General features: G+C 67.3%; 19 protein-coding genes and 1 tRNA gene. 6 read left to right on the top strand and 14 right to left on the bottom strand.

The features are described 5' to 3' along the window. The first annotated feature begins 34 nt into the window (after positions 1-34). Positions 35-973, top strand: a complete 939-nt coding sequence (locus ACU0AG_RS02615) for an alpha/beta hydrolase (RefSeq protein WP_482780699.1) — start codon at positions 35-37, stop codon at positions 971-973. Here the strand turns inward: ACU0AG_RS02615 and ACU0AG_RS02610 are convergent. Next, positions 970-1,482 carry a GNAT family N-acetyltransferase gene (locus ACU0AG_RS02610; RefSeq protein ID WP_482780698.1) on the bottom strand — a complete coding sequence of 171 codons (513 nt, stop codon included), beginning with the start codon at positions 1,480-1,482 and terminating at the stop codon, positions 970-972. The genes ACU0AG_RS02615 and ACU0AG_RS02610 overlap by 4 nt on opposite strands. 75 nt (positions 1,483-1,557) lie before the next feature. Here ACU0AG_RS02610 and ACU0AG_RS02605 point away from each other — a divergent pair, with 75 nt between their 5' ends. Then, entirely contained in the window at positions 1,558-2,625 is a 1,068-nt protein-coding gene (locus ACU0AG_RS02605; RefSeq protein WP_482780697.1) for an isoaspartyl peptidase/L-asparaginase family protein, read from the top strand. Between the two features lie 135 nt (positions 2,626-2,760). Here ACU0AG_RS02605 and bla read toward each other — a convergent pair whose 3' ends face one another. The 8 genes from bla to ACU0AG_RS02565 all read right to left on the bottom strand — a co-directional run bounded on the left by bla (position 2,761) and on the right by ACU0AG_RS02565 (position 10,967). After that, the gene (bla, locus tag ACU0AG_RS02600; RefSeq protein ID WP_482780696.1) at positions 2,761-3,693 is read right to left on the bottom strand and encodes a class A beta-lactamase; all 933 of its coding nucleotides are present in this window, start codon (positions 3,691-3,693) and stop codon (positions 2,761-2,763) included. Next, on the bottom strand, positions 3,690-4,628 hold the full coding sequence (locus ACU0AG_RS02595; protein WP_482780695.1) for an RDD family protein: 939 nt from the start codon (positions 4,626-4,628) through the stop codon (positions 3,690-3,692). Before ACU0AG_RS02595 ends, bla begins: the two co-directional genes overlap by 4 nt. After that, a complete protein-coding gene (locus ACU0AG_RS02590; protein WP_482780694.1) occupies positions 4,625-5,692 on the bottom strand; it encodes a stage II sporulation protein M in 1,068 nt (355 codons plus the stop codon). The genes ACU0AG_RS02595 and ACU0AG_RS02590 overlap by 4 nt, the downstream gene beginning before the upstream one ends. Then, on the bottom strand, positions 5,689-7,062 hold the full coding sequence (locus tag ACU0AG_RS02585; protein WP_482780693.1) for a DUF58 domain-containing protein: 1,374 nt from the start codon (positions 7,060-7,062) through the stop codon (positions 5,689-5,691). The genes ACU0AG_RS02590 and ACU0AG_RS02585 overlap by 4 nt, the downstream gene beginning before the upstream one ends. 4 nt (positions 7,063-7,066) lie before the next feature. Then, a complete protein-coding gene (locus tag ACU0AG_RS02580) occupies positions 7,067-8,029 on the bottom strand; it encodes an AAA family ATPase (protein WP_482780692.1) in 963 nt (320 codons plus the stop codon). Then, on the bottom strand, positions 8,026-9,309 hold the full coding sequence (locus ACU0AG_RS02575) for a DUF4350 domain-containing protein (RefSeq protein ID WP_482780691.1): 1,284 nt from the start codon (positions 9,307-9,309) through the stop codon (positions 8,026-8,028). The genes ACU0AG_RS02580 and ACU0AG_RS02575 overlap by 4 nt, the downstream gene beginning before the upstream one ends. After that, positions 9,306-10,001: a hypothetical protein gene (locus tag ACU0AG_RS02570; protein ID WP_482780690.1), complete on the bottom strand. Its 696-nt coding sequence runs from the start codon at positions 9,999-10,001 to the stop codon at positions 9,306-9,308. The genes ACU0AG_RS02575 and ACU0AG_RS02570 overlap by 4 nt, the downstream gene beginning before the upstream one ends. Before the next feature lie 72 nt (positions 10,002-10,073). Beyond that, the gene (locus tag ACU0AG_RS02565; protein ID WP_482780689.1) at positions 10,074-10,967 is read right to left on the bottom strand and encodes a prephenate dehydratase; all 894 of its coding nucleotides are present in this window, start codon (positions 10,965-10,967) and stop codon (positions 10,074-10,076) included. Between the two features lie 119 nt (positions 10,968-11,086). Between ACU0AG_RS02565 and ACU0AG_RS02560 the strand changes: the two genes are divergently transcribed. Next, positions 11,087-11,785, top strand: coding sequence for a c-type cytochrome (locus tag ACU0AG_RS02560; protein WP_482780688.1), 699 nt, complete (start codon positions 11,087-11,089; stop codon positions 11,783-11,785). Between the two features lie 34 nt (positions 11,786-11,819). Here ACU0AG_RS02560 and ACU0AG_RS02555 read toward each other — a convergent pair whose 3' ends face one another. Both ACU0AG_RS02555 and ACU0AG_RS02550 read right to left on the bottom strand, forming a co-directional pair. Further along, entirely contained in the window at positions 11,820-12,479 is a 660-nt protein-coding gene (locus tag ACU0AG_RS02555) for an RlmE family RNA methyltransferase (protein ID WP_482780687.1), read from the bottom strand. After that, positions 12,476-13,687, bottom strand: coding sequence for a Ppx/GppA phosphatase family protein (locus ACU0AG_RS02550; RefSeq protein ID WP_482780686.1), 1,212 nt, complete (start codon positions 13,685-13,687; stop codon positions 12,476-12,478). Before ACU0AG_RS02550 ends, ACU0AG_RS02555 begins: the two co-directional genes overlap by 4 nt. A 185-nt stretch (positions 13,688-13,872) precedes the next feature. On the opposite strand from ACU0AG_RS02550, the gene ACU0AG_RS02545 reads away from it, so the two are divergent. After that, positions 13,873-13,946, top strand: a tRNA-Gln gene (locus ACU0AG_RS02545). Between the two features lie 95 nt (positions 13,947-14,041). Then, positions 14,042-14,929 (top strand): LOG family protein, encoded by an 888-nt coding sequence (locus tag ACU0AG_RS02540; protein WP_482780685.1) that lies wholly within the window; start codon positions 14,042-14,044, stop codon positions 14,927-14,929. Positions 14,930-14,935: 6 nt separating this feature from the next. Here ACU0AG_RS02540 and thiD read toward each other — a convergent pair whose 3' ends face one another. The 3 genes from thiD to glmM form a co-directional block, all read right to left on the bottom strand. Next, a complete protein-coding gene (gene thiD / locus ACU0AG_RS02535; RefSeq protein WP_482780684.1) occupies positions 14,936-15,754 on the bottom strand; it encodes a bifunctional hydroxymethylpyrimidine kinase/phosphomethylpyrimidine kinase in 819 nt (272 codons plus the stop codon). Continuing rightward, positions 15,751-15,975 (bottom strand): DUF1272 domain-containing protein, encoded by a 225-nt coding sequence (locus ACU0AG_RS02530; protein ID WP_482780683.1) that lies wholly within the window; start codon positions 15,973-15,975, stop codon positions 15,751-15,753. The genes thiD and ACU0AG_RS02530 overlap by 4 nt, the downstream gene beginning before the upstream one ends. A gap of 96 nt (positions 15,976-16,071) precedes the next feature. Beyond that, complete coding sequence (gene glmM, locus ACU0AG_RS02525; RefSeq protein WP_482780682.1) at positions 16,072-17,409, bottom strand: phosphoglucosamine mutase; 1,338 nt, start codon at positions 17,407-17,409, stop codon at positions 16,072-16,074. 98 nt (positions 17,410-17,507) lie between these two features. Between glmM and ACU0AG_RS02520 the strand changes: the two genes are divergently transcribed. After that, complete coding sequence (locus ACU0AG_RS02520) at positions 17,508-18,818, top strand: dicarboxylate/amino acid:cation symporter (protein ID WP_482780681.1); 1,311 nt, start codon at positions 17,508-17,510, stop codon at positions 18,816-18,818. The last annotated feature ends 45 nt before the right edge of the window (positions 18,819-18,863 follow it).

Below are 18,863 nucleotides of genomic sequence, written 5' to 3'. Positions count from 1 at the left end.
GCTGCGGCACTCTGGCGCGGCGGAGGGATACGCAATGCTGACCGGAAATTCGATCGAAGTGCGCAGCAATGCGCCAAGCCTGCTGCTGCGTGCGGTGAAATTCGTCCTGGCGCACACCCGCCCGGTTTTCCCCCACGATGCCGAAGGCTTCCGCCAGCGCATGGCCGGACGCGCCATTCCGCAGGATGCGCCGATGCCGCCTGCCTTCCGCCGCCGCTACAATGTCGAGGAACGTCTGATCGAAGGCGAGCGGGTGATCACGCTCCACCCCAAAAGCGGCCCCGGCGCGTGGCATATGCTCTATTTCCATGGCGGCGGCTTTGTGCAACCGATGTTCAAGGTGCACTGGCCGCTGGTCGCCGCGATGGTCGATGCCTGCGCGATCAGCGTCACCGTGCCGCTTTATGCCGTGGTGCCCGAAGCCCCGCACACCGCGCAGGACAGCCTCGCCGATGCGGTCTATGCCGAGCTGGCGGCGCGGCACGATCCGGCGCGCATCATCCTCAACGGTGACAGCGCGGGCGGGCACATGGCGCTGTCGCTCGCGCTGCGGCTGGTGCAGGAAGGCGGCCCGCGACCGGGCAAGCTGGCGCTGTTTGCGCCGTGGCTCGATCTGACGCTGGCGGACCCCGATATCGAAGCGGTCGAACCGCATGATCTGATGCTCAAGATCGGCACGCTGCGCGCTTGCGGGGAGATGGTGGCCGCCTCGCGCAATCCCGGCAGCGCCGAGGTCAGCCCGCTTTACACCGCGACCGATATCCTTGCCCTGCTGCCGCCGACCCGCATCTGGACCGGGCGGCACGACCTGTTCATCATCGATTCGCGCACCTTCACAGCGCGGCTGCGGGCTGCGGGGGTGGATGCCAAGCTCTATGAATACGAGGCCGCGCCGCACGTCTTCATGGCGATCACCGCCACCCGCGAGGCGAAGGACGTCTTCGCCCTGCTGCGTGAATTCCTCGAAAGCTAGAGTTTAAGCTCGTAGAGAAATTCGGGATCGAGGTGCTCGCCCACCTGAAAGGTGATGTCGGCGATCTTGGCAAAGCCGTAGCGCTGGTAGAACCGCTGCGCGCCGAAGTTTTCGGAATAGACCGATAGCAGCACCGCATCGTGCTCCCCTTCGCGGGCCTGCGCCAGCGCCCAGTCCATCAGCTGCGCCCCGATCCCGCTGCCGGTATAGCCGGGCAGGGCGTAAAGCTGGCCGAGTTCGATCGGGTTGGCCGCGTCGGAATATGCGCCGAACTTGGTGGGATAACGCAGCTTGCAGAAGGCCACGAGCGCGCCTTCGTGCTCCACCAGCCGGTGGGTGCATTCATCGCCTGCAATCTCGCCTGCGACGGCATCGGGATTGTGCACCTCGGCAAGGAATGCGGCGAGGTCTTCGGGACGGTAGAGGTGGCCGAAGGCGGCAACGAAGGTGTTGCGGCCCAGCGTGGCAAGCGCGGGGGCATCGGCGATGGTGGCGGCGCGGTAGATCATGGCAGGCGCCCTAGCGGGGATGGGCGATGCTGAGAAGCTGGCGAAAGGGGCAAGGGCGCGTTATGCCTTGCGGCCATGAAGAACCTCATTGCCGCTGTCGCGCTCGCCCTGCTGTCCCAACCCGCTCTGGCCGAGGACGCAGCCCCTAAATGGTCGCTGGCGATTCATGGCGGGGCCGGGACGCTCGACCCCAAGGCGATGACGCCGGAAAAGCGCGCGGAGTATGAGGCGGCGTTGCAGCAGGCGCTCGATGCAGGCGCCAAGGTGCTGGCCGAGGGCGGCAGCGCGATGGACGCGGTGAAGGCCGCGATCATCCCGATGGAAGATTCGCCGCTGTTCAACGCCGGCAAGGGCGCGGTGTTCACGTGGGACGGGACGAACGAGCTCGACGCCTCGATCATGGACGGGCGTGACCGTAGCGCCGGGGCGGTCGCGGGGGTCAAGACGGTCAAAAACCCGATCCTGCTGGCCGACACAGTGCGCACCCAGAGCGAGCACGTGTTTCTGATGGGCGCAGGCGCGGAAGCCTTTGCGCAGGAGAAGGGCTTTGCCGTCACCCCGCCCGAATACTTCGCCACCCCGGCGCGGCGCGAGGCGCTGGAGCGGATGAAGGCCAAGCAATTGTCGGCGCTCGATGTCGATCACAAGTTCGGCACGGTGGGCGCGGTGGCGCTCGACCAGAACGGCAATCTGGCGGCGGGCACCTCGACCGGCGGGATGACCGGCAAGCGCTGGGGCCGCGTGGGCGATGCGCCGGTGATCGGCGCGGGGACCTATGCGGACAATCGCGCCTGTGCGGTCTCGGCGACGGGGTGGGGGGAGTATTTCCTCAGGGTCGGGGTGGCGCACGAGATCTGTGCCCGGCTCAGGGCCACCGATGAAGCCAAGGCCGTGATGGCGCAGGATGATGCTGATCCCCAGCCGGTCGGTGCGCAGGAGGCGCAGTATATCGCCGATGCCGTGATGGCCGATGTCGCCATTCTCGGCGGCGATGGCGGGGTGATCCTCGTCACACCGGAAGGCCATGCGCTCTACAGCTTCAACACCACGGGCATGTATCGCGGGCGGGCGACCAGCGCGGGGGTGCGCGAAGTGGCGATCTTCGGCGGCGAGGACAAGGCCACGGCCACTCCGGATCATTGAAGCATAGGCTCCCCTCCCTTCAGGGAGGGGCCGGGGGTGGGGCGAGGCCGCAGGCCTCGCAGCGTGGCAGCTGGCGCTCGGCTTCGCCTTCGCGGGCCCTCCCCCGACCCCTCCCGCAAGCGGGAGGGGAGAAGGTCAGTAAAGCTTCCCCACCAGCGGCAGGCCGCGCTCCGGCTCGGCGAATTCCTTGATCACGCGGCCCACACGGGCGAGGGTCAGTTCGCCCAGCGGCTGCATCGAATCTTCCGCCTGCCGGGCGCGGAAATAGCAGGCGAAGGTGATCGGCGGCTGGCCCTTCGGCCCTTCGGCGAAACCGATGTCGATATAGTTGTAATCGGGGCCGATCTTGCCGCTGGTGCCGGTCTTGTCGCCCGCCACCCAGTCTTTGGGCAGGCCGGCGCGGACACGGCGCAGGCCCGTTTCGGTGGCGATCATCCAGCCTTTCAGCTCGGCCCGCTCGGCCGCCGGCAGAACGTCGCCATAGACGATCTTGGCCACCGTCCGCGCCATGGCGGCGGGCGTGGTGGTGTCGAGGAATTCGGCGGGAGGAACGTTGTTCATCTCCGGCTCGTAACGGTCGACGCGGCTGACCTCGTCGCCAAGGCTGCGCCAGAAAGCCGTGAGCGCCGCCGGGCCGCCGAGTTCGCGCAGCAGGATATTGGCCGCCGGATTGTCCGAGGTGATCTGCGTCGCCCGCGCCAGCTCGCGCAAACTCGCGCCGGTCGCCAGCCTTTCGGAGGTGAAGGGCGCGTGGTGCATCATGTCGGCTTGCGTCCATGTCACCTTCCGGTCGGCATCGATCTGCCCTGCCGCATGGCGCTGCAACAACAGCGCGGCGAGGCTGAACTTGAACGAGGAGGCATGGCCGAAGCGCCGGTCGCGGTTGATGCCGACCGACATGCCGGTGGCCGTGTCGTAAAGCTCGACCCCCAGCGTCCCGCCGCCGGCCGCCTCGATGATCCGCAGCTCTGCCGCCAGCCGCCCGATCGGGCTCTGGTCAGGCGGGATGCAGGCCGAAGCCCCCAGCGCAAGGCTGCCGCCGATGAAGAAGCGTCTGTCCATGGTCATGAAAACTTGTCCGCCTTGCGTTTGCCGAAGCGCATCTCGCCTTCGAGTTTTGCCCGCAATTGCGCATAGAAGGCTTCGAGGAAAGCCCGCTCGTCGCCCGCGCCGGGCTCCCAGCCGATTTTGCGGCAGATCGTGGCGTGGACGGCGGACAACGCATCGGGCTGGGCATCGCGCAGCATCCTTTCGAGCGTCTGCAATTCCTTCTCGCCATAGACGGCCAGCTCCGCCTCGCCGAATTCGTAGCGCACGCCGGTGAGATCGCTGGTGCGGCGCGCCGCGGCGGCGCCCTGCGTGCTCAGCGCCTCGCCCAGCTTGGTGCGCGGGCGTTCCACCACCCATGTCCCCGCGACGATATCGCCGGCGCGCAGGGCATCGCGGTTGAAGAACGGGAACACCAGGAACAGCGTGAACCAGCCCGTCATCACCCAGCCGAGCGGGCCGACCTCCTCGTTATTGTCGGCGCTTGTCACCAGCAGGATCAGCAAGGTGAGCAGCGGATAGAAGATTTCGATATCGCGCAGCAGGTTGCGGGCGATCACCGCTTCGGGCGTCAGCCGTCCGCCGCCCCGCGCCGCGACGCGGATGCCGACCAGGCGCTTGCCCAGCGTCGCCCCGCGCGGCCCCAGTTCCTGCACCAGAAAATAGCCGTACCAGGTGAAGAACCCGATCAGCACCAGCACGATCTGGAGGAATTCACGGGCGCCGCGCGGGGCGGCGGCGGGATCGAGATCGGTGCCGTCGAGCAGCCCCCCGGCAATCCAGGCGAGGGTCAGGTAAAAGGCGAGCAGACCGACGAAGATGAAAATCACATCAAGGATCAGCGCCCCGGCGCGCGCGCCGCGTGATGCCAGCGCGATCGGCAGGGCAATGCCTTCGGGCGTCACCAGCGTGCGGGCGCGCTTTTCGGCGAGCGGAGAGGCGAGCGCCGCGCTCATCCCTGGCTCTCCACCGCCGGGCGCGGGCGGTAGAGGAAGAAATAGCTCAGCCAGAACAGCAGCATCGCTCCTCCGATCATGAAGCGGTTGGCGCTGCCTTCGACCAACTGGCGCGGGAAGGCTTCGAGAAAGGCGGCGACGATCATCATGATCACCACGCCGACCATCACCACCGCGCCGCGCCGTCCGGCCTCTGCCGCCGCATCCAGCACGGGCCGCGTGCCGGGGAAGGCCATCGCCCGCCCGATATGCAGCCCCGCCGCGCCCGACAGCAGGATGCCGAAGATTTCGGTCGTGCCGTGGACGGAAAGCCATGCGGAAATCTCGACCAGCAGCCCCTGCCCGTCAAACAGCCACAGCACCGCGCCCAGCATCGCCATGTTGTGCACCAGCAGCATCAGCGAAGGGATGCCGAAGGCAAAGCCCAAGGCAAAGGCGAGGATGCACACCGCCGAATTGTTGCTGAACAGCTGCGCGGCAAAGGTCGAAAGTCCGGCCGCGCTTTCCTCTGTGCCGAGGGTCGCCAGCAATTCCTCGCGGCTCGCGCCGGGCACGCGGGTGTCGGCCAGCCCGCCGGGGACGAGGCGGTAATACCACTCCTCGCTCTGCGCGACGAGCAGCCAGCCGACAACCGCGCCTGCCACCATCACGAACAGCGCGATGCACAGGTCGAGCCAGATTTCGCGCACGGCGCGGCTCCATCCGCCCAGCAGGAACCCGCGCAGCCAGCTGGCAAAGCCCTGACGCGGGCCATAGACCTGGAACCAGGCGCGCTGCACCAGCCCTTCGAGATAGGCGAGCGTGCCTGCATCGAGGCTGGTTTCGCGGGCCACCGCAAGGCTGGAGGCCGCGGTGCGATAGAGCGTCGGCAGGGCGAGCAGATCGTCGTCGGCAATCCGCTTCAGGCCGCCGCCTTCCATCCGCTTGACGATATCCTCCAGCCGGCGCCATTCGCCTTCGCGTTCCAGCCGGAACCGGTCGGAGCGCAGCGCGGCGCTTTCGATATCGGGCGGCGCGGCAATCGCACCGCGCCCGAACCATGACGAGATAACGGGAGCCTTCATCCTATCGCCTCGCTGGCACGGATCGCGAAATAGCGGTCGATCAGGCGCGGGCCGATCGTTTCCCACGGCGCCTCGATCACGTCGATCCCCATGCGCCGCAGCCGCGTCAGCACCAGCTTGCGCTGCTGCGACAGGGTGTCGGCGGTGACCGCACGGGCGAGCGTGGCGATATCGCCGGGGTGCGCGGTGACCAGCTGTTCGATCTCGCTGTCGGTGATGGTGACGAACAGCACCAGATGCTTGTCCACCAGCCGCCCGAGGCTTTCGACCATCAGTTCGGCCGAGGTCGGATCGGTGAAATCGGAAAACAGCACCACGAGCGAACGGCGCTTGAGCTTCGATGTCAGCGTTGCGAGGGCGAGCGTGAAATTGGGTTCGGCGGCGGTGTAATCGAGGCCCGCAGCGGCGCTTTGCAGCCGGTGGAAGGCGCGGGGGTCACCGATGAAGGGGGTCATGATCTGCGGGGACTGCGCAAAGCCGAACAGCGCGCAGCGATCCCCGCCTTTCAGCACCACATAGGCGCAGGTCAGCGCGGCGGACACGGCGCGGTCGATGCGCGGCAGGCCGTCCACCGGCTCGCACATTGCCTGCCCGCAATCGAAAGCGAACACGATCTGGTTGTTGCGCTCGCTTTCGTTCTCGCGGGCGAACAGGCGGGTGTGGCGGGCGCTGGCCTTCCAGTCGATGCGGCGGCGGTCCATGCCGGGTTCGTATTCGGACAGCGCCTCGAACTGGGTGCCCTCGCCGCGGATGCGCCGGGCGATGAGGCCAAGCTGGGCATTGCGCAGGAAGGTCTGCAAATCGGGCGAACGCACCGGCGAAAGGTCAGGCCAGATGCGCACCGCCTGTTCGAGCGGATAGTCCACCTGCCGCGCGCCGAGGCCGAGCGGCCCTTCCCAGCGCAGCCATGCGCGGGTGACCTCGGCAGTGCCGCGCCGGTCTGCGGTGAGCGTGGTTTCCCCGCGCCAGTCGGCGTCGTCCGGGCGGGGCGCGAGGTTCACGGTGATCCGCCCGCCCGGTGCAAGGCGCGGATCGCAGGCCAGCGCGGCGGCGACGTGGCGTTGCCTGCCGCTGGCGAAGCGCGCCGTGACCACAAGGCCGGCAGGCTGGCCCACCTCGACATCGGCGGGCGGATGAAATGCCCACCCGTCATTGCGCCCTGCCAGCACGGCATCGGCAATGATCAGCGCCAGCAGCGCAGCCGCCACCAGCGGGGCGATCACCCACGCGCCGGGGGCAGTGGCGGCAATCACCAGCGCGACCGGCGCAAGCCCTGCCACCAGCCACGCCGCCCGCTCGGTCGGGGCGATGATCAGCAGCGGCCGCAGGGGCCGGAAGATCAGTCCGAGAAGGCGCAGCAGCGCGTCCATCGGCCTAGCGGGGTGCCTCGGTGCTTTCGACCAGTTCGGCCACCAGCGCCTCCATGTCGCGGCCCTCGATCTCGGCGGCGGGCGACAGGGTGAGGCGATGGCGCAGCACCGGCACGGCGAGCGCCTTCACATCATCGGGGATCACATAGCTCCGCCCTTCCAGCGCGGCGCGAGCGCGGGCGGCGCCTGCCAGCAGCACGGCGGCACGCGGGCTCGCGCCCACGGTAAGATCGGCATGATCGCGGGTGGCGCGGATCAGGCGCACGACATAGGCGGTGATTTCATCCGCCACGGTGACCTGCGACAGCGCACCGCTCGCCGCGATCAGCCCTGCGGCGTTGGTGACCGCCGAAACGCCCAGATCGGCGGGGCGCTGCGGGCCGGAACGTTGGCCATAGGCGGCGACAATCCGCGCTTCCTCGGCCTCGGAAGGGTAGGGCACCAGCAGCTTGAACAGAAAGCGGTCAAGCTGGGCTTCGGGCAGGGGATAGACGCCCTGGTTCTCGATCGGGTTCTGGGTCGCCACCACCATGAAGCGTTCGGGCAGGTGGTGCGTCTCACCGTCCAGCGTCACGCGCCTTTCCTGCATCGCTTCGAGCAGCGCAGCCTGCGTCTTGGGCGGGGTGCGGTTGATCTCGTCCGCCAGCAGCAGGTCGCAGAAGATCGGCCCGCGGGTGAGGGTGAACTGGCTGGTCTGGAAGTTGAACAGGTTCGATCCCAGAATGTCGCCCGGCAGCAGATCGGGAGTGAACTGGATGCGCCCGAAATCGAGGCCCAGCGCGGTGGCGAAGGCATTGGCGAGGAAGGTCTTGGCGGTGCCGGGCGGGCCTTCCAGCAGCACGTGCCCTTCGGAAAGCAGCGCGGTCAGCAGCATGTCGACCATGCCTTCCTGCCCGACAATCGCCTTGGCAATTTCGGCGCGGATCGCGTCGGCAAGGGTGCGGACGTCGGAAAGAGACATGGTCATCGGGTGGTTTCCCTCTGGGATAGCTTGGTGGCAAGATCATCGAGCGACTGTGCGGCGGCGAGAATATCGGCGGGTTTTGCGGCGGCTTCCATCCGTGCGGCGCGGCGGGTGAAGGGCTCCGCGTCGGGCAGGCGGCGGGCGAGCGCTGCGTCAATCGCCTCGCGGTCGGGGCGCGCAAGGCCGAGCTTTTCGGCCACCCGGCGGGCCGACAGCGCGGCATAGGGTGCGCCGAGCAATTGCAGCCGTCGTGCGCGCAGGATCAGCCCTGCGCCGTTGGCGATCAGCCGCTGCTTGCCAAAGGCGATCGCCGGACCGCCTGCCGCAGCCGCCGGACCAAACCGCTGGAAGGCGCGAAAGCCGATGATCAGCAGCGCCATCAGCAGGCAAAGCGTCGCCGCAAGGAACGGCGGGCGGAAGGCCAGGGTCAGCAGGTTTTCCGAAGCGCCGAACCCGTTCAGCGTCATGTCGAAGGTGACGGCGGTGATGTCGCCCTCATAGGTCAGTTCCTCGACCAGCGCGAGCGCGGCTGCGGCGCGGGTGCGGTCGGCAAGGCCGTAATTGTTCACCAGATCGGCATCGGTGACGAAGATCGTCCAGTGCGCGTTCTCGTAGAAATCGCTGCCTTCCTTGCCTTCGACCATGACTGCCAGCGCCCGGCCCGATGCATCGGTGATCAGCGAGCGCTGTTCGGGGTTGGGGGTCGCATAAAGCGTGGTGCGGGTCGGCATGGTGCCTTCAAGACCCATCCCGCTCCATGTCGGGCGGCGCGATTTGGCGACCTCGGCGCGTTCGTGCTTGAGGCTGTAGGGCGCGGGCAGTTCCGCTGTCCATTCGACCGGAAAGGCGCCGGAGAGGATCACCCAGCCCGGCTTGAACTTCTCGCGCACTTCCTCCGGCAATTGCGGGGGCGGCAGGTTGGCGTCCCACTTGGGCAGGATCACCAGCGTCGGGCCATAGGATTCGCGCTTTTTCAACAGCTCGCCGAACTCCTCCGGGTCCATCCACACCGGCGGGGTGAGGACCAGCACATCGTAGGTTTCGAGGCCCGCAGGGCTGCGCGAACGGGTGACCTCGTAACCCTCGGCATCGAGCAGGCGCACCAGCCCGCTATATCCGTTGAGGCCGTTGGCAGCGGCATGGGCCTCGCCATTGCTGCCGCGCGCGCCGAACTCCTCGCCCGCCGCGATCATCCAGATCATCGCGAGAAACAGCGCAAAGCCGACCGCGACCAACGCGAAAGCGCCGAAGCGCGAAAAGGCGACCGGCGGTGCGCTGCTCATGCCGCCTGCCCCCGGACATTGAGGCGCGCCAGCGCGAATTCGGCATAGGCGGCGCGGGCGGCTTCCCAGTCGGCCCGCTCCAGCGCCCGCAGCGCGAACAGGCTGCGCTCCACCCGCTCGGCAATCACGCGGAACGCGGCGCGGGCAGCATCGGGAAGGGCGGGCAGGGCGGCCAGTTCGCGTGCGGTGCTCGATGGTTCGACCCAGTCGGGCCGGGCGGCGGCGATATGGCCGACCGAACGTTGCAGCAGCAGGCGGGTCGCCTCGTCAAAGCGGCCCTGCGCGGCGAGCCGGTCTGCATCCTCAAGCAGCGCAAGCGTGGCGGCGCGATCGGGCTGCCATTCGTCTTGCGGCGCGCTGGCGGGCTTTTCCCGGCGCAGCCCGCCCGGTCCGAAGGTGCGCACCAGCATCCACAGCGCGAAACTCACCGCCAGCGCCAGCAGCACCCATTGCAGCCACGGCCACGCCGCGCCGATCAGCCGCCCCAGCGGCGCGAAAAGCTCGGCGAGGAAGCGGAACATATCGCCCAGCATCTCTTCGAACCAGCTCGGCTGGCGCGGCGGGATTTCGGGGATTTTGACCGGTGCGAACTGGATGTCGCCATTATTGCGCACACCCGCCCAGCCGCTCACGTCGGATGCGCCTGAAATGGCTGGCGATTCGGCAGGGGTGGTCGTGGCCGGTGCGGTCATTCGGTGCAGGTGGTGACACGCCAGCCTGCCCTGCGCAACCGAGAAACGGCACGATCCCCGGCGACGCCCGCCTTACCCCCGTGCGCGGGCCTGTTCGTAGCAGCCCAGAATGCGCAATTCCTTGGAATGGAACGCGCATTCCTCCAGCGCCCGGTCCACCGCCGGATCGCCCGGCGCGCCGATGATGTCGGCGTAAAAGGTGGTCGCGGCAAAGCTGGTTCCCTGCTGGTAGCTTTCCAGCTTGGTCATGTTGACCCCGTTGGTGGCGAACCCCCCGAGCGCCTTGTAGAGCGCGGCGGGGATGTTCTTCACCTCGAAGATGAAGGTCGTCATCACCGGCTTGCCCGCCAGCGCCCCTGCCGCGAGCGGTTCGCGGGCGAGGATGACGAAGCGGGTCATGTTGTCGGGGCTGTCCTCGACATTGTTCTCGATGATCTTCAGCCCGTAAAGCTCCGCCGCGATGGCGGGGGCGATGGCGGCCACGGTGGGATCGCCGCGTTCGGCCACATAGGCTGCCGCGCCTGCCGTATCGGCATGGCTGAGCGGCACGATCCCGCGTTCGCGCAGGTAATGGCGCGACTGGCCGAGCGCCTGCGGGTGGCTGTAAGCGGCCTCGAACGGGCCATCCCCCAGCGCCATCAGGGCATGGTGGATCGGCATGAAATACTCGCCGATGATGGCAAGGCCGCTTTCGGGCAGCAGGAAGTGGATATCGGCCACGCGCCCGTGCTGCGAATTCTCGATCGGGATGATTGCCTGCGCGGCGCGAGCGTCCTTCACCGCTTCCAGCGCATCTTCGAAGCTGAAGCACGGCAGCGGCAGCATGTCGGGCCGCGCTTCGGTGGCGGCGCGGTGCGAATTGGCACCGGGCGAACCCTGATAGGCAATCGCCCGCGCCGGCTCGGCAGCGGCAGCGGAGCGCATCCGGTCGACGATGGCTACGGCAGGGGCAGGGAAGGAACGCATGGTGGCAAGGCTGCTAGTGCGATGCAGGCGGCGCGGCAAGCCTGCTTGCAAAAGGTGCAAGAATTGATGCCACGATGCATCTTGCGCGCTTGCGAGGGCGACACTATGGAGCCGGCGGGATGACACAGGACAACTCTTCGCAGGAAACGCCCGCAGGCCGGAACGGTGGCGGCGATCTGTTCAACACTGCTGCCGGCTGGGTGCTGTTCGCGGCTGGCCTGGGGCTGGGTCTTTCGATCCTCTCGGGCAAGTATTTCCACGGTGACAAGCCGCAGCGTCCGGAACAGCTCGGCTATGTCATCGAAGGCGCGGTCGAGGAAGGCGCAGGCCCTGCGCAGATGACCATCGCCGAAGCGCTGAACGCCATGCCCGCAGCCGATCTGATCGCGGCGGGCGAAAAGGCCTATGCCAAGTGCCAGAGCTGCCACACGATTGATGCGGGCGGCGCCAATGGCGTCGGTCCGAACCTCGCCGGTGTGATGGGCGGTGCGGTCGCAGCCAAGGGCGGCTTTGCCTACAGCGCCGAACTGAAGGCGCTCGGCGGCACCTGGGACTGGGACAAGATGGACGCCTGGCTCAAGAACCCCAAGGCCTATGTCGCGGGCACCAAGATGAGCTTTGCCGGCCTGTCCAAGGTTGAAGATCGCGCCGCGCTGGCCGCCTACCTCAATTCCAAGGGCGCGAACCTGCCGCTGCCGGCGTTCACGCCCGCTGCTGCCGCTGCTCCGGCCGAAGGCGAATCGGCTGCTGCCGAGGGCGAGGCCGAAGCGGTTGCCGCTGCCGAAGCGGGCACCGACGCGGCGGCTGCGACCGAGTAAGCGCGGCGGGCTGCCTCGGGCGGCCCTTAGAACCTCAGCCTTTGAACCCCTGCGCGATGACATACCACTCCGACGAGCCCTTGCGGCTCGCCGGGGGTTTGGCGTGCTTGACGACTGCGAAGTGCTTTTTCAGCAGCGCCAGCAGGTCGGTATCGGTCCCACCCGCCAGCACCTTGGCGACAAAGGCTCCGCCGGGCGCGAGATTTTCTACCGCGAACCACGCCGCCGCCTCGACCAAGCCCATGGTGCGCAGGTGATCGGTCTGCTTGTGGCCGACGGTGTTGGCCGCCATGTCTGACAGGACCAGATCGGGCGGGCCGCCCAGCGCCTCTGCCAGCCTCGCGGGGGCTTCATCGGCCATGAAATCCATCTGGAAGATCGTGACGCCCTCGATCGGCTCGACGGGAAGCAGATCGATCCCCACCACTTCGGCCTTGGGTTTCTTGGCGCGCACCACCTGCGTCCAGCCGCCGGGCGCAATGCCGAGATCGACCACGCGGGTCGCGCCCTTCAGCAGCGCAAATTTCTCGTCCAGCTCGATCAGCTTGTAAGCCGCGCGGCTGCGATAGCCGTCGGCCTTGGCCTGCTTGACGTAGGGATCGTTGAGCTGGCGTTCGAGCCAGCGCACCTGCGATGCGGTGCGGCCCTTGGCGGTCTTGACCCGCTTGCCGGGTTCCTTGCTGCCGCGGGTCATGCGCGGCCGCGCTGCTTGTGGAGCGCGCGCAAGGCGCGGTCGGACTGGCGCTCTGCCGCCATCAGGCTGCGCAGGATGCCCTCGCGAATGCCGCGATCGGCCACACCCAGCCGCCGTGCGGGCCACAGATCGAGAATCGCCTCAAGGATCGCGCAGCCTGCCACCACCAGATCGGCACGGTCCTGCCCGATGCACGGCAGCGTGGCGCGCTCGAAGGGCGTCATCACGCTGAGCCGGGCGCTGATATCGCGCATTTCGCTGGCCGGAACGATCAACCCGTCAACCGCCTTGCGGTCATAGCTCGGCAGTTCGAGATAGAGGCTGGCGAGCGTCGTCACTGTGCCGCTGGTGCCGAGCAGGCGGATGTCCTCGTGCTGCGCCGCACCGGCCACGCGCTCTGCAAAGGGCGCGAAACTCTCCGCCACCATCTGCTTCATCCGCGCAAAGCGGGCGATCCGCGCCGCTTCGCTATCCTCGCCGCGGCCGACCGTGTCAGTCAGCGAGACCACGCCCCAGGGCACGCTCTGCCAATCGAGAATGCGCGGCACGCGGCTGCTTTCGTCGCTTGCCTCCACCAGCACCAGTTCGGTCGATCCGCCGCCGATGTCGAAGATCACCGCGGGGCCTGTGCCGGCCTCCAGCAGGATGTGGCAACCCAGCACCGCCAGCCGCGCTTCCTCGCCCGCGCTGATGATGTCGAGCGCGATGCCGGTTTCGCGCCGCACCCGTTCGATGAATTCGGGGCCGTTCTCCGCCCGCCGGCAGGCCTCAGTCGCGACCGAGCGGGCGAGGCGGACGTTGCGGCGTTGCAGCTTGTCGGCGCAGATGTTGAGCGCGGCGAGCGTGCGGTCCATCGCCGCATCGGACAAGCGCCCGCTGGTGGCCAGCCCCTCGCCCAGCTTCACCACCCGGCTGAAGGCATCGATCACGGTGAAATCCCGTCCCGAAGGGCGCGCGATCAGCAGGCGGCAGTTGTTGGTGCCGAGATCGAGCGCGGCATAGGCCTCGCCATGGCTCGCGGGCTTGAGCGCGCCGATGGCGGCCAGATCGGCCTCTGCACGCGGGGAATGGCCGCGGCCGGCGCGGCTGCCGTTACGGGAATCGGGCTGGGAGGGGCGCTTGTAGCGGAAATCGGCTACCTTGCCGGACTTGCCGCCCCGGTGTTTCCCAGCACTGTTCTTCCTGTCCGGCGGGAGTGTTTCCGCCATGATCGCAAAACTTTCATCTCACTGCGCGCAGAACATCGCGCACGCAGCACTTGACGCAAGGTTACCCCAGTCCCGCGGAGAGAGCAAGCAAGGCCCCTTACAAGGTGATGCTTGACCTTGCGCCCGCACAAAACTAGGGAGCGCGCTCGCTGCTGCCGCCGGACCGATTCCGGCAGCAAGGCCGATGCCCCGTCCTCTAATGGTAAGAGAGCGGACTCTGACTCCGTCAATCAAGGTTCGAATCCTTGCGGGGCATCCAGCCATTTCGCACCCCCCATTCCCGAATGTTTCACGTGAAACATGCCGCAGGCCTAGCCTATTGCGGGGCAAGAGGGGGTCTACTAGGGGTCTGGAATGACCGAAAAAGACCTGACAGACCGCAAATTTTACCGTGCGGGCGAAGAGACCCGCTTTGCCGAGGGCGGCCCCGAACGCACGCCGCAGACCGCCCATCCGGCGTATAAACTCGCCTTCCGCGACACCGATTTCCTGCTGCGCGACGAATTGCGCCCGGTGCGGTTCCAGCTGGAACTGCTCAAGCCCGAAATGCTGCTCGATGAAGCGCGTGTGGGTTCCACGCTGGTGATGTATGGCTCGGCCCGCATCCCCAGTCCCGCGCAGGCCGAGGCGCGGATCGAGGCGGCAAAGAACGGCGATGCCTACGACCAGAAGGTCGCCGCGCGGCTTGCCGAAAAGGCGAAATATTACGATGAGGCCTATCGCCTCGCCCGGCTGGTGTCGGAAAAGGGGATCATCGAGAACGGCCTGCGCCAGTTCGTCGTCACCACCGGCGGCGGGCCTTCGATCATGGAGGCGGGCAACCGCGGCGCTTCGGATGCGGGGAGCGAATCGATCGGGCTCAACATCGTGCTGCCCCACGAACAGGCGCCCAACCCCTATGTGACGCCCTATCTGAGCTTCCAGTTCCACTATTTCGCGCTGCGCAAGATGCACTTCCTGCTGCGTGCGCGGGCAGTGGCGGTGTTCCCCGGCGGCTTCGGGACCTTTGACGAATTCTTCGAGCTCGTCACCCTGATCCAGACCGGCAAGATGAAGCCGATCCCGATCATCCTGTTCGGCAAGGAATTCTGGACCCGCGTGATCGATTTCGAGGCGCTGGCCGAGGAAGGCACGATCTCCAAGAGCGATCTCGACCTGTTCACCTGGTGCGAAACCGCCGAGGAGGCATGGGCCTGCATCGCCGATTTCTACGAGATCAGGGAACCTTCGGCAGAGGATTGAGCGCGCTCAATCGCGCCGCCGGACCGCCTGATGGCCCAGCGGGCCGTTGCCCGCGCCATAGCCGGGGGCGGCTGCAATCGCCTGCACCACGAATTGCCGCGCCAGCCTGACCGCGTGTTCGAGCGGCTGGCCGTGGCCGAGCAGCGTCGCAATCGCTGATGACAGCGTGCAGCCCGTGCCGTGGGTGTGGCGCGTGACGATGCGGGCATGATCGAAGGCGACCGCCCTTGCGCCGGGCGCGATCAGCACATCGATGATGCGGTCGCTGTCTGCGCCGTCCGTCATATGGCCGCCCTTGGCCAGCACCGCCGTGCCGCTCGCTTCGGCAAGGTCGGTGGCGGCATCGATCATGTCCTGCGTGGTGGCGAGCGGGCGGCCGGCAAGATGCGCGAGTTCGGGCAGGTTGGGGGTGATCAGCGCCGCACGCGGGAACAGCACCTCCCGCAAGGACGTGACAGCATCGGGCGCGATCAGCGCCGCGCCGCTGGTGGCGATCATCACCGGATCGAGCACCACCGGCGCCGCGACGCCTTCGAGCGCTTCGGCCACGGCGGCGATCACTTCCGCATCATGCAGCATCCCGATCTTGATCGCGTCCACCCCGATATCGGAGATGCACGAGGCAATCTGCTCGCGCACGAAGGCCCCCGACAATGGCACCACACCCTGCACGCCGGTGGTGTTCTGCGCGGTGATCGCAGTGATGGCCGTCATGCCATAACCGCCAAGCATGGCGATGGTCTTGAGATCGGCCTGAATGCCTGCGCCGCCGGAGGAATCCGAACCGGCGATGGAGAGGATGCGGGGGGGTGCGGGGGTGGTCATCCCTTGTGCTTGCGCTCGGTGCTGGGCGGGAACTTTGCGTGGAGTGCCTTGGCCCGCGTCGGGCGGTCCATCAGCTCGCCGCCGCAATTGGGGCAGCGGTCGTCCAGATCCTCGGCGCATTCGGCGCAGAAGGTGCATTCGAACGAGCAGATGAAGGCGCCGGGTGCCTCGGCAGGCAGGCCCGCGCCGCACATTTCGCAATCGGGGCGCATTTCGAGCATAATTTTCGTCTCCTATCCCGTTCGCCTCGAGCGAAGTCGAGAGGCCTGTCTGGTGCCATGATGTGTCTCGACTGCGCTCGACACGAACGGCAAGGTTCAGACCGCCGCCCGCACCGCTTCGCAGATCGCGTCGACCACCGCTTCGACCTGTTTCTGATCGTCGCCTTCGGCCATCACCCGGATCACCGGTTCGGTGCCCGAGGGGCGAATGACGAGGCGGCCCTTGCCGGCCAGCCCGGCCTCGGCCTCGGCGATCACGGCCTGCACGCGCGCGTTTTCCAGCGGCTTGCCGCCTTCATAGCGCACGTTCTTCAAAAGCTGCGGCACGGGTTCGAACAGATGCAGCACCTCGCTCGCCGGCTTGCCGCTGCGCACCAGGCTCGCCAGCACCCGCAGCGCCGCCACCGTGCCATCGCCGGTGGTGGCATGATCGAGCAGGATCATGTGCCCCGATTGCTCGCCGCCGACATTGTATCCGCCCGCCTTCATCGCCTCGAGCACGTAGCGGTCGCCCACCTTGGCCCGTTCGAGGGTGAGCCCGCGGCCTGCGAGATAGCGTTCGAGGCCGAGATTGCTCATCACCGTCGCCACGATGCCGCCGCCCTTCAGGCTGCCGCGATCCTGCATCCGGCCCGCGATCAGCGCCATGATCTGGTCGCCATCGACCGCGCGGCCCTTTTCATCGACCACGATCAGCCGGTCGGCATCGCCGTCCAGCGCAATGCCGATATCCGCGCCTTCCTCCACCACCTTGGCCTGCAGCGCGGCAATCGCGGTGGAGCCGACCCCGTCGTTGATATTGGTGCCATTGGGGGTCACGCCCAATGCGACGACTTCCGCCCCCAGTTCCCAGATCGCCGAGGGAGCCACCTGATAGGCCGCGCCGTTGGCGCAATCGAGCACCACCTTCAACCCGTCGAAGCGGATCTCGCTCGCCACGGATTGCTTGACCGCGTGGATATAACGCCCGCGCGCATCCTCGATCCGGCGGGCCCGGCCGATCTTTTCTGCAGGGGCGAGCGCGATGTCGGTTTCCATCAGCGCCTCGATCGCGATTTCGGCCTCGTCCGACAGCTTGAAGCCATCGGGGCCGAACAGCTTGATCCCGTTATCGGCAAACAGGTTGTGGCTGGCCGAGATCATCACGCCGAGATCGGCGCGCATTTCCCGCGTCAGCAGCGCGATGGCGGGGGTGGGCAGGGGGCCGGTCATGATCACGTCCATGCCGACGCTGGTAAAGCCCGCCACCAGCGCGCTTTCCATCATGTAGCCCGAAAGGCGGGTGTCCTTGCCGATCACCACGCGGTGGCGGTGCGCGCCGCGCAGGAAATATGTTCCCGCTGCCTGCCCGACCTTCATTGCGGTGGCGGCGGTCATCGCGCCCGCATTGGTGCGGCCCCTGATCCCGTCGGTGCCAAACAGCTTGCGACCCATCAAAAATCCCCGTCCCCTGCCTCACAAGATTGTCTCGCGCTTCTGGCGCGGTTATCGCCCGATGTGAAGGGCAAGGCGCCCACTTAAAGGACAAGCAATTGCTGGAAAGTGAAAACGGCGGCGCTGGCGCGGCAGGCCAGGGTCAGGGCAAGTTTGCGCTGGTATCGATCCGCCTGCCGGTGGCGCTGACCTTCGCCGCGCTGGTCGGCGGGCTGGGGGCCGGGATTGCGGGGGCGATGCTGGGCGCGCCGCAACTGGCGGGCGATATCGCCGCGGTGGTCGGCGGGCTGTGGCTCAAGGCCCTGCAGATGACGATCATCCCGCTGGTGGCGGCGCTGCTGGTGCTGGGGCTGGTGCAGATGATCCTCGCCTCGCGGGTCGGCCCCGCAGCGCGGCGGATGCTCGCGATCATGGTCGGGGTGCAGCTGGCGGGCGGAGCCTTCACCTCGGCGGCGATGCCCGCGCTGCTCAGGGCCTTCCCCGTTCCGCAAGGCGCGAGCGCCTTTCTGGCCGACAGCCCGCAGGATGTGGGCGAGGTGCCCAAGGTGCTCGATTTTGCCGCATCGCTGGTATCCCCCAACATCATCGCCGCCGCAGCCGAAACCGCGATGCTGCCGCTGACGCTGTTCTTCGTGATGTTCGCCGTTGCCATTACCCGCCTGCCCGCCGATCAGAGCGACCGGCTGCTGGGGTTCTTCCACGCGCTCGGCAATGTCATGCTGCTGATCATCGGCTGGGTGCTGGCGATTGCGCCGGTCGGCGTGTTCGCGCTGGCTTACGGTGTCGGCGTGCAGAGCGGCGGCGGAGCCTTTGCGGCGCTGGGGCATTATGTGCTGACAGTGACCGCGATGGGCACCTTCGTTCTGCTGCTGGCCTATGCCATCGCCATCGGGCTGGGCCGCACCGGCGCACGTTTCGCCAGCGCGGTTCTGCCCGCACAGGCGGTGGCGCTGTCCACCCAGTCCTCGCTCGCCAGCTTGCCCGCCATGCTGGACTCTGCCAGCCGTCTGGGCCTGCGCGCCTCCACGGCAGAATTCGTGCTGCCACTGGCGGTGGTGATCTTCCGCGCCACAAGCGCGGCGATGAACCTTGCGGTGGTCTATTACATCGCCGCGCTTGCCGGGATCGAGGTGCCGTTCGCCATCGCGGTTGCGGGGATCCTGATTGCGAGCGTGATCAGCCTCAGCGCTGTCAGCCTGCCCGGATCGATCAGCTTTGTCGTCTCGATCGGCCCGATCGCGCTGGCGATGGGCGTGCCGGTCGAACCGCTGGCGCTGCTGGTGGCGGTGGAGATGCTGCCCGATCTGATGCGCACGCTCGGCAATGTCACCATGAACGTGGCTGTCACAAGCGCGGTTGACCGGACGACAGGAACGGGCGAGAGCGCCCCGGAACCAGCAGCCACTTGAAGCTGCAACCCTTCGCCCACATCTGCGTTTGCGTTACGAGATCCC

This window comes from Erythrobacter sp. RANMB8 (assembly GCF_056848235.1).
Note: the sequence above shows the minus strand (reverse complement) of the source record. Positions and strands in the feature narration are given on the sequence as shown.

Bases quoted from the DNA above. Each gene is read 5' to 3' on its own strand.
- ACU0AG_RS02530 (WP_482780683.1), bottom strand. From the start codon at position 15,975: ATGCTCGAAATGCGCCCCGATTGCGAAATGTGCGGCGCGGGCCTGCCT.
- thiD (WP_482780684.1), bottom strand. From the start codon at position 15,754: ATGACCACCCCCGCACCCCCCCGCATCCTCTCCATCGCCGGTTCGGAT.
- ACU0AG_RS02555 (WP_482780687.1), bottom strand. From the start codon at position 12,479: ATGACCCGCGGCAGCAAGGAACCCGGCAAGCGGGTCAAGACCGCCAAG.
- ACU0AG_RS02615 (WP_482780699.1), top strand. From the start codon at position 35: ATGCTGACCGGAAATTCGATCGAAGTGCGCAGCAATGCGCCAAGCCTG.
- ACU0AG_RS02580 (WP_482780692.1), bottom strand. From the start codon at position 8,029: ATGACCATGTCTCTTTCCGACGTCCGCACCCTTGCCGACGCGATCCGC.
- glmM (WP_482780682.1), bottom strand. From the start codon at position 17,409: ATGGGTCGCAAGCTGTTTGGCACCGACGGGATCAGGGGCCGCACCAAT.
- ACU0AG_RS02565 (WP_482780689.1), bottom strand. From the start codon at position 10,967: ATGCGTTCCTTCCCTGCCCCTGCCGTAGCCATCGTCGACCGGATGCGC.
- bla (WP_482780696.1), bottom strand. From the start codon at position 3,693: ATGACCATGGACAGACGCTTCTTCATCGGCGGCAGCCTTGCGCTGGGG.
- ACU0AG_RS02540 (WP_482780685.1), top strand. From the start codon at position 14,042: ATGACCGAAAAAGACCTGACAGACCGCAAATTTTACCGTGCGGGCGAA.
- ACU0AG_RS02595 (WP_482780695.1), bottom strand. From the start codon at position 4,628: ATGAGCGCGGCGCTCGCCTCTCCGCTCGCCGAAAAGCGCGCCCGCACG.
- ACU0AG_RS02560 (WP_482780688.1), top strand. From the start codon at position 11,087: ATGACACAGGACAACTCTTCGCAGGAAACGCCCGCAGGCCGGAACGGT.
- ACU0AG_RS02590 (WP_482780694.1), bottom strand. From the start codon at position 5,692: ATGAAGGCTCCCGTTATCTCGTCATGGTTCGGGCGCGGTGCGATTGCC.
- ACU0AG_RS02610 (WP_482780698.1), bottom strand. From the start codon at position 1,482: ATGATCTACCGCGCCGCCACCATCGCCGATGCCCCCGCGCTTGCCACG.
- ACU0AG_RS02570 (WP_482780690.1), bottom strand. From the start codon at position 10,001: ATGACCGCACCGGCCACGACCACCCCTGCCGAATCGCCAGCCATTTCA.
- ACU0AG_RS02550 (WP_482780686.1), bottom strand. From the start codon at position 13,687: ATGGCGGAAACACTCCCGCCGGACAGGAAGAACAGTGCTGGGAAACAC.
- ACU0AG_RS02585 (WP_482780693.1), bottom strand. From the start codon at position 7,062: ATGGACGCGCTGCTGCGCCTTCTCGGACTGATCTTCCGGCCCCTGCGG.
- ACU0AG_RS02605 (WP_482780697.1), top strand. From the start codon at position 1,558: ATGAAGAACCTCATTGCCGCTGTCGCGCTCGCCCTGCTGTCCCAACCC.
- ACU0AG_RS02575 (WP_482780691.1), bottom strand. From the start codon at position 9,309: ATGAGCAGCGCACCGCCGGTCGCCTTTTCGCGCTTCGGCGCTTTCGCG.